General features: G+C 54.1%; 10 protein-coding genes. 2 read left to right on the top strand and 8 right to left on the bottom strand.

All coding sequences use genetic code 11. From position 1 onward, the window contains the following. Positions 1–87: 87 nt before the first annotated feature. Complete coding sequence (locus NSQ24_RS08370; RefSeq protein WP_003387801.1) at positions 88–1,869, bottom strand: B12-binding domain-containing radical SAM protein; 1,782 nt, start codon at positions 1,867–1,869, stop codon at positions 88–90. A gap of 118 nt (positions 1,870–1,987) precedes the next feature. Next, the gene (locus NSQ24_RS08365; protein WP_243013975.1) at positions 1,988–2,500 is read right to left on the bottom strand and encodes a molybdenum cofactor biosynthesis protein B; all 513 of its coding nucleotides are present in this window, start codon (positions 2,498–2,500) and stop codon (positions 1,988–1,990) included. A 206-nt stretch (positions 2,501–2,706) separates the two neighbouring features. Here NSQ24_RS08365 and NSQ24_RS08360 point away from each other — a divergent pair, with 206 nt between their 5' ends. Both NSQ24_RS08360 and NSQ24_RS08355 read left to right on the top strand, forming a co-directional pair. After that, a complete protein-coding gene (locus tag NSQ24_RS08360) occupies positions 2,707–4,146 on the top strand; it encodes a PLP-dependent aminotransferase family protein (RefSeq protein WP_003387805.1) in 1,440 nt (479 codons plus the stop codon). A gap of 110 nt (positions 4,147–4,256) precedes the next feature. After that, on the top strand, positions 4,257–5,603 hold the full coding sequence (locus tag NSQ24_RS08355; protein ID WP_003387806.1) for a TrkH family potassium uptake protein: 1,347 nt from the start codon (positions 4,257–4,259) through the stop codon (positions 5,601–5,603). A gap of 22 nt (positions 5,604–5,625) precedes the next feature. On the opposite strand, the gene NSQ24_RS08350 is transcribed toward NSQ24_RS08355, so the two are convergent. From NSQ24_RS08350 to ilvB, 6 genes are all read right to left on the bottom strand, one after another. Next, complete coding sequence (locus NSQ24_RS08350) at positions 5,626–7,026, bottom strand: Na+/proline symporter (protein WP_003387807.1); 1,401 nt, start codon at positions 7,024–7,026, stop codon at positions 5,626–5,628. Between the two features lie 208 nt (positions 7,027–7,234). Continuing rightward, positions 7,235–8,329: a 3-isopropylmalate dehydrogenase gene (leuB, locus tag NSQ24_RS08345; RefSeq protein WP_024984402.1), complete on the bottom strand. Its 1,095-nt coding sequence runs from the start codon at positions 8,327–8,329 to the stop codon at positions 7,235–7,237. Positions 8,330–8,550: 221 nt separating this feature from the next. Beyond that, entirely contained in the window at positions 8,551–10,086 is a 1,536-nt protein-coding gene (locus tag NSQ24_RS08340) for a 2-isopropylmalate synthase (RefSeq protein WP_003387809.1), read from the bottom strand. A 42-nt stretch (positions 10,087–10,128) separates the two neighbouring features. Beyond that, complete coding sequence (ilvC, locus tag NSQ24_RS08335) at positions 10,129–11,118, bottom strand: ketol-acid reductoisomerase (RefSeq protein WP_003387810.1); 990 nt, start codon at positions 11,116–11,118, stop codon at positions 10,129–10,131. Between the two features lie 55 nt (positions 11,119–11,173). Continuing rightward, positions 11,174–11,674, bottom strand: coding sequence for an acetolactate synthase small subunit (gene ilvN, locus NSQ24_RS08330; RefSeq protein ID WP_003387811.1), 501 nt, complete (start codon positions 11,672–11,674; stop codon positions 11,174–11,176). Beyond that, a complete protein-coding gene (gene ilvB, locus NSQ24_RS08325) occupies positions 11,675–13,411 on the bottom strand; it encodes a biosynthetic-type acetolactate synthase large subunit (RefSeq protein WP_003387812.1) in 1,737 nt (578 codons plus the stop codon). Positions 13,412–13,539 lie beyond the last annotated feature (128 nt).

The following is a 13,539-nucleotide window of genomic DNA, read 5'->3' as shown; positions in this document are numbered from 1 at the left end:
ATGCACAGACCCAAAAGTTACTTGTACTATTTTGCAATCTAAACAAGGCTTTTATCAATACAAATCATTTATTGAACAAGAAATGATCTACCGAATGGACAAAAGCTCGTCTTGCTTGACCACCGTATAGGAATTATCCTGACCTTCCTGATAGGGATAATACACAACCAATACATGCGAACCTTCTACAAGCTCACCAGATTCCTCCCATTTCCCAATGTCGAAGGAAACAAGAGCAGGCAGGGTGTGCTTGAAATACTCCTTCTCCGTTGCGGTATGTCGGGCGAAATCTTCGCGCAGCTGCTCGCGTTTTTCCGCGACGACCTGATAGAGCGCTTGCAGGTCCGATTTTTCCAGTACGTCATCCCACCAGAGCTTTCGCGGGCGATGCTTTTGATTCCGCAGGTAATCGTATTTCATCAGGCTGAGAATGTGCTGCATCTGCTCTGTCCCGCGAGTCTCCAGAAACAGGCGCAAACGGAGAAACAAATCCTCCAACTGATGACCGATCCGGCTCCACCCTTTTTCTTCCCAAAAATCTCCAAACTCCTGAAAGAAATCAAAAGGTGTGGCAAAGGTGCGGGTCACAAGCCATTCCAGCGTGTTGTCCATACGATGCGCATTCCAGTACTTCTCCAGAATATCCTCTGCCCGCTTGATCCGCTGCATATCGCCAAAAGAGAGTACATTGTTCCCGAGAATTTCGTACGGTGCCTGGTCCATGTAAATATAGCCGTGATTGGCTGCCCGCGCTCTGACGCCAGTACCGCGCAGCATCTTCAGAAAACCGAGCTGAAGCTCTTCCGGCCGAAGCGCGAACACATCGTTGAACGTCTTGCGAAACGAATCGTAGTCCTCTTCGGGGAGTCCTGCAATCAAATCAAGATGCTGGTCAATTTTTTTGGAATTCTTGATTTTGGTAACGGTATTGGCCAGGCGATCAAAGCGTTGAATCCGCTGTACGAGGCGGTTTGTCTCGTCATTGGTCGACTGGACGCCGATTTCAAACCGGAAAATTCCCGGAGGCGCATTTTCAATCAGGAAGTCGAGAACGTCGGCACGCAGAATGTCGGCCGTGATCTCGAACTGAAACACGGTTCCATTGTGATTGTCAATCAGGAACTGAAAGATCTCCAATGCGTACTTCTTGTTGATGTTAAACGTCCGGTCGACGAATTTAATCGTTTTGACCCCGTGGGAAATAAGCCTCAATAAATCAGCCTTCACTCGCTCAAGGCCAAAATAGCGGACCCCGTCTTCAATGGAGGACAGGCAGTACTGGCACTTGAACGGACAGCCGCGCGACGCTTCGAAATAAACGACCCGATTGTTCAGCTCGTCCAGATCCTCTTCAAATGGGGAAGGGATGGAATCCAAGTTCTCAATTTGTGCACGCGGAGCGCTAAACCTGACGTGCTCTCCGTCGCGATAGGCGATGCCCGCGACGTCCTTTAAGCGAGGAGGCTCTCCTGTACGAAACGATTCATCATAGGCTTGCATCAATTCAAGAAACGTCTGCTCGCCTTCTCCCAGCACGATCACGTCGAATTCCGGATGCTGCTTGAGCCAGTGGTCGGCATCATAGCTCACTTCCGGACCTCCGACGATGACGGGCAGGTCGGGACGGATTTTCTTCAAGTTGGCGATCACGTCGATCGTCTCGCGTATATTCCAGATGTAACAGGAAAAAGCGGCAATATCCGGCTGCCGCTTGTAGATGTCACCGACGACATTCAGGGTTACATCGTTTATCGTGTATTCGGCCAATTCAATATCGGGAAATGTCGGCTTTGTATAGCTGCGCAAATAACGCAAGGCCAGTGAAGAGTGTATGAACTTGGCGTTAAGTGTAGACAATAAAATTTTCATCTGTACGTGTACTCCTCTTGGACAAATCTCCCCCTGTCTTTCGCACAGGGGACAGGCACTTTTTGCCTTCTGTAACAGTATCACAAGCCATGCCCGGCAGCAAATGCAGATACTGGTCCTACCCTTTTTTGGTCAGCTCCCGGATGACATGTCCAAGCTCCGGCACGATCAAACGATTCATCGCCAAGCGGACTGCTCCTGTAGAACCTGGCGTAGAAAAAATGGCCTTTCCCTGTTTGACTCCTGCGACCGCTCTGCTGAGAATGGCTGCCGAGCCGATGTCCTCCGTGTAGCTCAACATGCGGAACAACTCGCCGAAGCCCGGAATCTCCTTTTCCAAAAGACCCGAAACGGCTTCAAATGTATTGTCCCGAGGAGAGATGCCTGTCCCGCCATTTAGCAAAATCGCTTGAACCGCCGGATCAGCCACTCCTTCTTCGATGGCTGCGATCACCTGTGCAGGCTCGTCCTTTACGATGCGATATTGCAAAGTAAGATGGCCAGCCTCCCGCAACAGCTCCATCATCAATTGGCCGCTCTTGTCCGTCTCTTCGGTCCTTGTATCTGAAACGGTAATCACCATGCAGCCCACTTGCTTCGGGGCATTTGCCTTATGCTCCTTCGTGCTCATATGATTTCATCCTCTCTGGAAACGGCATAGGAAAAACCGTCCCGCCCCCCGTCTTTTATCTGAAGCCATGATACCATTTTCATGGCAGGCCTATCCAGTCACGTGCAATACCGTTCGATTACATGTTTCACTCCCTGCTGGATCGGGATTGTTTTATAATGAGGCGATAGAAGGTTGACATTGCTTTCATCGAGGTGGGTACTCACATGCCAAATCGCCCTTTCTTTTCCTTTCACTTTCACAAGCATTCCAAGACACCGCTTAACGTTCAACTGTTCGAACAGTTGCAAACAGCCATCTTGCGCGGCGCCTTTCTCCAGGGAGACCAGCTGATTTCGCTTCGCGAGATGAAGGCGATCACCGGCTGTTCTTTGGAAACGGTGAAAAAAGCGTACGATTTGCTGGTCCAACATGAATGGGTAGAAGCCCTGCACGGAAAGGGGTATTTCCTCACCGCAAAAGCCAGGGAAATGCGACGCAGCGACCGGCTCCCTCTCGCTGATATTCCGCTCTTCTCATTGGCTGATTCTACACCCCCGCCAGGCGACGACTTGCTGCGCCGACTGCGCTCTTCCTTTGCGGATAGCGTAAACGTGCTGACTGAACAGGCAGGGCAAAAGAAACTCCGAAGAATACAGGCTGCAGACGCCTATTGCGTACATTTGAACAGCCGGGGAATACCTGCCGCACCTGAGCGTCTGCTATTGTTTAACCGCAGTACAAGTGCATTTACCTTCGTTGTTCAGCAGCTTATGCAGAAAACAGATATCGTCTTTGTGGAAGAATACCATTACCCTGTATTTTCCGCTATGCTGAAACACTGCGGCATCACCGCAAAAGCGATCCCCCTGGACAGGGAAGGCATCGATATAGAAGCTTTGGAGGCCGCCACGAAAGCAGCTCCTCCCGGGTGGCTTTTGATCAATCCGCATCACCATTTTCCTACCGGGATCAGCTATTCCCGCAAGCGAAAAGAGTATTTGCTAGACTGGGCGGAAAGAAATCGCGTGACGCTTTTGGAAAACGACCATCACGGAGATTTGTGGTTTCGCAGACCAAGTCGCACGCTTTACCAGCTTGCAGTGGAAACAGGACGCTCAGTCCCCGTCTATACGCTTCATTCCTTTTCCAAAACGCTTGGGCGCGACCTTCAACTAGGGGCGCTCGTGCTTCCAAGCCAGCTTACGGAGGAGGAGCGTGAGCGTTTGCGGCAGCTCGTTTCCCTTACAGGTGCAGAGCCATCCTTGCTCATTTTGGAGGCGGCCGTTTCCCTCCTGAACGATCCGTGGTTTGCCGAAGTTTATCTGGCGGAAAGACGCTCTCTCTTTTTTGCCAGATGGCAATGCCTGCTTCAGGAACAGCCGCAAGCACTGCCGGCACATGCCCGCCTGCTGCCGATAAAAGGCGGACTCAATACGTGGATCGAGTGGGGGACGCCCAGTCCGCACGCTGCCGCACAGGAAGAACGGGTAATTGCTCACCTGCGCGAGGAGGGACTTGAACTTGCGGCAGGAAAGTCCTTTCGCCTTCCCGACGAACCAGAGAGACTCATCCGGCGGCCAGCCGTTCGCTTTCCGTTAGCTCCGCTGGACAAGCGCGAGCTGACGTATTGGCTGCAGCGCCTGGGAGCCATGCTCCTTCGTTAAAAATCCATCTTCACCTCTTGCACTTCGTCTATTATACTTACATTGGTTCCTGACATACTAAGCGAAAGCCTTTTGCCCAATCAAACGGAGAGAACCGAGGATGATCGCGAATGATACGGAAAATTGTAGAGAAGCTCCACCTTGATCCCCCGAAAACCCTTGTCCTTGGTTTTGCCCTTATTATTCTGCTTGGTGCCTTTCTGCTCACGCTGCCGGTCGCGACGATCGACGGGGCGGGACTTTCCTGGCTGGATGCCTTGTTTACCTCTACGTCCGCCACATGCGTAACAGGATTGGTCGTCGTGGATACAGGCACGACATTTACTTTGTTCGGGCAGCTCGTGATCTTGAGCTTGATCCAGGTCGGCGGGCTCGGCTTCATGACCATCGCCACTTTTTTTGCTCTGATCATGCGCAAGCGAATTTCTTTGCGCGAGCGCCTTCTCCTGCAGGAATCCTTAAACCAGGTTTCGATTGAAGGGATTGTGCGCCTGGCAAAGCTGATCATTATTTTTACAGCTATCACCGAGGTTATCGGCGGATTGCTGCTGGCCCTGCGCTTTTCTTTTGACATGCCGGTCGGCAGAGCCTTTTACTACGGCTTTTTTCATGCCATCTCCAATTTTAACAACGCCGGCTTCGACTTGATGGGCGACTTCTCCAGCCTGACACGCTATGTATCGGACCCTGTTGTGACGTTGGTCGTCTGCGCCATGATCATTCTGGGCGGGATCGGCTTCATCGTCGTCAGCGAAGTGTTTGAATACCGTCAGACAAAGCGATTGTCGCTCCATACAAAAGTTGTTTTGTACACGACTGCCTGTCTGATCCTGATCGGTACCGGACTGATTTTTATACTGGAATACAACAATCCGAAGACGCTTCAGCCGCTTTCGCCATTGGGGAAGGTGCTCGGCTCCCTGTATCAGTCCGTCACGGCACGTACGGCAGGCTCCAACACGTTGAGCATCGGAGATATGCGGCAGTCTTCCCTGTTTCTCATCATCCTGTTGATGTTTATCGGGGCCTCTCCAGGGTCTACGGGAGGCGGTATCAAGACGACGACCTTCGCTACCCTGATCGGAGCCGTCATCGCCCAGATCAAAGGGAAGGAAGATGTGATTTTTTTCCGCCAGAGATTGCTGCCCCATGTCATCTATAAATCGCTGACTGTAACCGTCATCGGGATGCTTGTCGTCATCGTCGTAACGATGATCCTCACCATTACCGAAGCGGGTGCCGAATTTTTGATGATCCTGTTCGAGGTGACCTCCGCATTTGCCACAACGGGGCTTTCGATGGGACTTACCCCGCTGCTGACCCCGATCGGCAAGATCCTGATCATCCTGACCATGTTTGCAGGCAGGCTAGGCCCCCTTACCATCGCCTTTGCACTAGCCCAGCGAAAGCAAAAGGAATACTACCGCTATCCAAAAGGAAAAATCATGATTGGATAGCGAATAAAACAGCCCCGTCACTTCAGCCCAGAGGCCGAATGGACGGGGTTGTCGTTTTTCGCGCCAATAAATAGCCGGCAAGCAACAGGGCAAGGCTCCACGCTCCACTCACATAGAGCGGATCGATACCGGTCACAGGCAGCAGCAGCCAGCTCCAGACCAGTGCGAAAATCGGCGCGCCCCAAATCGCGACTGCTCCATAGCGCTCATGTACCGGCGTCAACTGAAACAGGAAGAAAAGCACGGGGAAAAATACCGTGACCCCTCTGAGCGTCATCGCCAGGAAGGCCCAATGAAGAATGAGTGCATGCTCATCCAGACAGACAAATGCGTAAGCCATCAAAATTACAACGATGATCAACAATCGTGAGAGGGCCAGATTTTTTTTGTCTGAGCGAAAGCGGTCCGTATATTTCTGGATGACATCCCGATTGAGAATCGTTGCGATGCTGAGTGTCAATGCGGCACCTGTCATCACCACAGAAAGCAGGATAACGGCATATGCCCCACCGGCCAGCCATGTCGGGGAATGGAGCAGAAAGAACTGGGGAACGGCCTCGCGCGGTGAAAGCTGCGGATGCGTGTCATGCATATACATCCCGATCCATGCACTCACCAGACCGATCAAAATGATGACAACTCCCGCTGTCACGGCGCCTGTCCGGGCATCTGCGGCACTGCGGCTCGCGAAAATGGGCTGAAGATACGCCTGCGTAGAAAAAATGCCGACGATCATTGCTGCACCCTGCGCCCAGCCTATGCCTGCTTCCGGCACAGTCAGAGTGAAACGCCCTTCGCCCCACCAACGGATGTAGCTGTCTCCGCTCACTTGCCACCACAGCCAAGCGCCAGTCCCGACCAGCAGCAGTACAAGCATGGCTGTTTTTAACGTCCCGACGATGCTCGCTCCCATGAAACCGCCAGCCAGCACGTAAGCAAAAATTAAAAAGGACGGGATCAACGCCATAACAACCAACGGCCCTTTCCAGAAAACAGTGACGAACGGAAGGGCAGCCAGCAATTGTGCGATCACCTGGATAAACATGCCCAAGGATAAAAACAAGCTGGCTCCCAGTTGCGAGCGGCGACCGTATTGCCCTCCGACCAGCTCTGGCAGCGTCTCCACCCTCATCCGAATAAAGCGATTGGCAAACAGCCCAAGCAGCATGACCGCAACCCCGCCGCCCAGCGTAAACCAGATCGAAGCCAAGCCGTACTGAAAGGCAAGCTCTCCCGTTCCGACGATAGAGGTGCCGCCGACGAATCCACCTACCAGGGCTCCGGCAACCATCCCGGCTGACAAGGAGCCCCCTGCATTGCTAAAATCGCTGCTGCGCCGTACAGCTCGCTTCGCCACAACACCGGCAACGACTGTACACATCAAGACCGCAAGAAAACTGAGCAGAAATCCGATCGAGGACACGCTGTTCTCCCCTCTAATGCTGCTTTGTTGGGCCGCCACGGCAACACGTGGCGACATCTGTCAAAAGATTGAGTTAATGACTTTAGTATATTACAAGAATGAGTTCATTTACAATAAGGGTTTACCCTTCCAGTGATATGAGGCATAAAAAAGACCCTGCTTGCTGTCGGCACAACGACCTTTGCAAACAGGATCCCGTGTATTCTCTTTACTTGGAAACGGCGGAGCCGGAGAGTGCTTCGCACACCAGTCGGCCCATTTCTTTTGTTCCAATCGCTTTGCTTCTGTCTGCGGCGATGTCTCCGGTACGGTGTCCCGCTTCCAGTACGGACCAGACAGCACGCTCTACATCATCTGCCGCTTTGTCCATCCCAAAGGAGAGCCGGAGCATCATCGCTGCGGACAGGATCGTCGCCAACGGATTGGCGATTCCCTGTCCGGCGATGTCAGGCGCCGAACCGTGAACTGGTTCGTACAGGCCAAAGCTTCCCTCAGCGAGGCTTGCCGATGCCAGCATACCGATCGAACCGGTCAGCATGGCCGCCTGATCGCTCAAAATGTCCCCAAACATATTTTCTGTCACGATGACATCAAACTGCTTCGGAGCCCGGACCAACTGCATGGCGCACGCGTCTACCAGCATATGGGAGAGCTCGACGTCCGGATAATCGGCCGCTACCCGCTCTGTTACCTTCCGCCAGAGACGGGAGCTTTCGAGAACATTCGCCTTGTCTACCGAGACGAGGCGTTTTTGGCGCTTGCGGGCCACATCAAACGCGACGCGGACGATACGCTCGACCTCCGCCTCGTGATAGATGCATTGGTCTTCTGCCACTTCGCCGTTCGGTCCGTCGTAGCGTTTTTTCTCTCCGAAATAGATGCCGCCTGTCAGCTCCCGGACGACGATCAGATCGACGCCAGATACGACCTCCGGCTTGAGCGAGGACGCCTCTACCATCGAGGAATGCATGGTCGCCGGCCGAATATTCGCAAACAAGCCCAGCTCTTTGCGAATGCCGAGAAGCCCCGCTTCCGGACGAAGATGGCCGGGATTTTGATCCCATTTGGGACCGCCCACGGCACCCAGCATAACCGCATCCGCTTCTTTTGAGATCGCGATGGTTTCTGCTGGCAGCGGTGTTCCATCTGTGTCGATGGCGATACCGCCGATGCGTCCGTATTTGTAGTCAAATGTTACTCCTTCACGTTCTGCCACCAAAGAGAGAACCTTGACCGCTTCCTCCATGATTTCCGGTCCGATTCCGTCTCCGGGCAGGACTGCGATGCGATAGTTTTTTTTCATCTTCATCCCGCTTTTCTTTCAGTATCGTCTCATGCAAGTATGGTTGATCTCTTCCACGTATCGTTTTTCTTCTATTTATATATGGTTTCATGCAGCCGATTCATATCCGGTATCATACAACCGAATCGTTTTACCGGCTGCGTTCGGTTTCCTATCATTTTTACCGTCTGCCGTACGCTTTGGTCTCTTCCACTCTATCCTTTTTACCGTTCGTCACACGCTCAGCTCGTCGCTGCTACCAGGGCCTCTCCGCGACGCTCCAGAATCTTGTTGATGGCCCGCACATAAGCAATGGCGCTCGCTTCCAGAACGTCCGTGCTTACGCCACGGCCGGTTACCGTAAGATCTCCCTGCTGCAAGCGGACAAACACTTCTCCGAGGGCATCCTGGCCTTGTGTTACCGAGAGAATTTTGTAATCGGTCAGACTGACCTCTTCACCCGTCGCCCGATCAATTGCCTTGTAAATGGAATCAACAGAACCGTTTCCGCATGCAGCCTCCTCGCATGTCGAACCATCTGCCCGCACCAGTCTTACGCTCGCGGTCGGTACGGAGAGGTTGCCGTAGGAAAGCTGTACGGACTCGAGGCGGTACATTTCCGTCCCGCGGACCATTTTTCCGTCAACCAGAGCCAGAATGTCATCGTCGCTGATCTCTTTCTTCTTGTCGCACAATTCCTTGAAGGAAGCAAAAGCCGCGTCGATCTCTTCCTGCTCCAGATGGTAGCCAAGCTCCACCAGCTTTTCTTTGAAAGCATGGCGGCCGGAGTGTTTGCCCAGCACCAGCTTGTTGGATTTGAAGCCGACGGATTCCGGACGAATAATTTCGTAGGTGGTCGCCTCTTTGAGCACGCCGTCCTGGTGAATTCCCGATTCGTGGGCAAACGCATTCGCCCCCACGACCGCCTTGTTCCCAGGCACGATCATCCCGGTCAAACGGCTGACCAGCTGACTGGTCCGGGCGATTTCCTTCAGATTCAGCTTGGTCGTCGCCTCGTAGAAATCCTTGCGAGTCTCAAGGGCGAGAGCCACTTCCTCCAACGCTGCGTTGCCTGCGCGCTCTCCGATACCGTTGATGGTTCCTTCCACTTGGGTCGCGCCCGCTTCCACTGCGGCGAGGCTGTTTGCCACCGCCATGCCCAAATCGTCATGGCAGTGACAGCTCAGGCGGATTCCTTCCACTCCGGGAACGCGCTGGCGCAGCTCGCGGAAGATGTTTCCGTACTGGTACGGTGTCATGTAACCGACTGTATCCGGGATGTTGACTGTGGTCGCGCCTGCTTTGATCACAGCTTCTACCACTTCGGCCAGAAAATCGATCTCGGTGCGGGCAGCATCCTCGGCGGAGAACTGCACTTCCGTAAAGTATTTCTTGGCGTATGTGACTGCTTCCACCGCTTTTTCCAGCACCTGCTCCTTGGACATGCGCAGCTTGTGCTCGCGGTGAATCGGCGATGTCGCCAAAAAGACGTGGAGGCAGGCGTTTTGCGCATGGCGCAGCGCTTCGTATGCCTTATCCATATCGCCCTTGACCGCGCGGGCCAGGCTGACGATGGTGGAATTTTTCACGCGCTTTGCCACTTCGGCCACGGACTTTTGGTCGCCCGGGGAGGCAGCGGCAAAACCCGCTTCAATTCTCGTAACGCCCAGCTTCTCTAGTTGTAGGGCGATCTCCACCTTCTCGTTCGTGCTGATGTTGACGCCCGGAGACTGCTCCCCGTCGCGCAGTGTTGTATCAAAAATCTCAATGGTCCGCATGAACTTTCCACCTCCACAAAAGTTGTTGTTTTGTTTTTTTTCTTATTTATTCAGCCAGGACATCATGCCACGCAGCTTCGCACCCACTTGCTCGATGCCGTGTTCTGCTTCCAGACGGCGGCGAGCATTGAAGCCAGGGCGGTTCGCCTGGTTTTCCAAGATCCAGTTGCGGGCGAATGTGCCGTCTTGGATTTCCGCAAGCACTTTTTTCATCTCTTTGCGAGTTTCGTCCGTGATGATGCGACGGCCCGTGCTGTAATCGCCGTATTCAGCCGTGTCACTGATCGAGTAGCGCATGCGGGCGAGTCCGCCTTCGTACATCAGGTCAACGATCAGCTTCAGCTCATGCAGACATTCGAAGTAGGCAATTTCCGGCTCGTATCCAGCCTCAACCAGCGTATCGAAGCCCGCTTTTACCAGCTCGCTCACGCCGCCGCACAATACAGCCTGCTCACCGAACAGATCTGTTTCAGTCTCTTCGCGGAAGGACGTTTCGATGACGCCCGCCCGGGTGCAGCCGATGCCGCTTGCGTACGCCAGTGCTGTTTCCTTCGCTTTGCCGGAAGCATCCTGGTATACCGCGATCAGACCTGGAACGCCGAAGCCCTCTTGATACACGCGGCGCACGAGATGGCCCGGGCTCTTTGGAGCAACCATGATCACGTCAACGTCTGCTGGAGGCACGATTTGCCCGAAGTGGATGTTGAAGCCGTGGGAGAAGCAAAGCGTCGCGCCCGCTTTCAGATTGCCTGCGATCTCGTCGCGGTATACTTGCGCCTGACGCTCATCCGGCATGAGGATTTGCACCACATCTGCACGGCTGGCCGCTTCCGCTACCGATACGACTTCAAAGCCGTCTTTTGCCGCTTGGTCCCAGGATTTCCCTTCACGAAGACCGACAATGACTTTATAACCGCTGTCGCGCAGGTTTTGTGCTTGCGCGTGGCCTTGGCTGCCGTATCCGATAATTGCTACCGTTTTTCCTCTCAGTGCCTCTTTGTTTACGTCTGCTTCATAGTACATAGTTACCATGTGTATAGCCTCCCTAAAAAAGTTTAGTTGTTATCATTATTCTGAATATGCTGGTTTATACGTTGGCCGGTACAGGCACAACACTGCGTGCCATTGCCATGGAACCGGTACGCGTCAGCTCAATGATACCGTAGGTTTGCAAAAGAACGAGCAAGGCGTCGATTTTTTCTGTATCCCCTGTTACCTGGACGATCAGCGAATTTGGACCTACATCGACGATTGCGGCCCGGAACGGCTCGACAATCCCGTTCAATTCGGCCAACTGGCTCGGGTTGGCACTTACTTTGATCAGTGCCAGCTCCCTGGATACAAAGCTGTTTGCGCTGAGGTTCGTAACATTGATCACATCAATCAATTTATAGAGCTGCTTCATTAATTGATCGATTTTTTGCTCGTCTCCCCCGGTGGTGATGATCATCCGGGACAGCCCCGCCTCTTCGCTTCCTCCGACAGTGATGCTGTCGATATTGAAGCCGCGCTGGCCAAACAGATTGGCGACACGCGTCAGCACGCCGGGTTGGTCATTGACGAGTACGGCAATCGTATGTCGCTGCATCTAGTCGTCCCCCAATACCATTTGATCTAATGTGTTGCCGGCAGCAACCATCGGATAGACGTTTTCTTCCTGGGCCACGCGGAAATCCACAACGACTGGACCGTCATGCCGGAGTGCTTCGGCCCAGACAGCTTCTGCCTCCTCTGGCGTCGATGCCCGCAAGCCCTTTACTCCGTAAGCCTCTGCCAATTTGACAAAGTCCGGGCTGCAGGTCAGATCGATCTGGCTGTAGCGGTTGTCGTAGAACAGCTCCTGCCACTGGCGAACCATTCCGAGACACTGGTTGTTGATGATGGCGACCTTGACCGGTACGCGATACTGGGCGAGAATTGCCAGCTCCTGGTTGGTCATCTGGAAGCCGCCATCCCCTACCACCGCGATAACTGTTCGCTCTGGATGTGCAATCTGCGCGCCGATCGCGGCCGGGAAGCCGAAGCCCATCGTGCCGAGACCGCCCGAGGAGATGAAGGAGCGGGTATGCTTGAACTTGTAGTACTGTGCCGTCCACATCTGATGCTGTCCGACGTCTGTCGTGACAATCGCTTCTCCATTCGTGGAGCGGTACAGCAGTTCAATCACCGCTTGCGGCTTCAAGACCTCGCCATCCTTTTTGTAGCTGTACGGCTTTTCTGCCTGCCACTTGTGCAGCTGCGCAATCCACTCCTCGGAGTCGCACCGGGAGATGAGCGGCAGCGCCTTTTGCAAGGTGCTCTTCACATCTCCGGTCACCTTTACGGCTGTGGAGACGTTTTTGCCAAGCTCCGCCGGATCGATGTCCACGTGGACGATGCGGGCTTTCGGAGCAAACTCCTTCGTCCGCCCCATCGTGATCCGGTCGTCGAAGCGGGCACCGAGCCCGATGACACAGTCAGCGTTGAGCAGCGCCTGATTGGCTGTGTAGGAGCCGTGCATTCCCGGCATTCCCAGAGACAGCTCGTGTACCCCTGGAAATCCGCCCAGCCCCATGAAGGTGTTGATGACCGGAATCCGCGCCGCTTCGGCGAAAGCGCGCAGCTCCTGATCGGCTCCGGCGGAAATGATCCCGCCGCCTGCCATGATTACGGGCCGCTTCGCCTTTGAAATCGCCTGAACGAAAGCCTCGACATCCTCGTCGCTCGGCACTACCTCGGCTTGATAGCCGCGAATTTCCACCTTTTCCGGATAGAAGAACGGCGCCTTGGCATTGCTGACGTCTTTCGGAATGTCGATCAGGACCGGTCCCGGGCGCCCTGTCGTTGCGATATGGAACGCTTCTTTGACGACTCGCGGAATGTCGCGGACGTCACGCACAAAGTAGCTGTGCTTCGTGATCGGGATCGTAATGCCCGTGATGTTGGCTTCCTGGAACGCATCCGTGCCGATCAGTTGCTGAGCCACGTTGCCTGTGATGCAAACGAGCGGAACGGAGTCCATCTGCGCCGTGGCAATCCCGGTTACGAGATTGGTAGCCCCCGGCCCGGATGTGGCGATGACCACGCCCGGCTTTCCTGTCGCCCGTGCATAGCCGTCGGCTGCGTGAATCGCGCCTTGCTCGTGCCGGGTCAGGATGTGCTTGAAGTAGCTGCCGTACAAAGAATCGTAAATCGGCAGGACCGCACCGCCCGGATAGCCAAAAATGTACTCCACTTGCTCCAGGATCAGGCTGCGCAGAAGCGTCTCCGCCCCTGTCACCTCCTCACCGAACTTGACCGGCGGCATGCCGTTCTTTCCTTGTAATTCGGCTGTTTGTACACTCATGTTTCTCTCCTCCTCCCACGGTCTCTTCATGTATTGAAAAAACCTATTGGCTAATAGAAAAACCCTTTCGCCCCGACACGGTTTTGTATGCCATGTCTGTTTGGGGCGAAAGGGTTCGCGGTACCACC

The sequence above is a fragment of the Brevibacillus sp. FSL L8-0520 genome, from assembly GCF_037963895.1.
Taxonomy (GTDB): domain Bacteria; phylum Bacillota; class Bacilli; order Brevibacillales; family Brevibacillaceae; genus Brevibacillus; species Brevibacillus borstelensis.
Note: the sequence above shows the minus strand (reverse complement) of the source record. Positions and strands in the feature narration are given on the sequence as shown.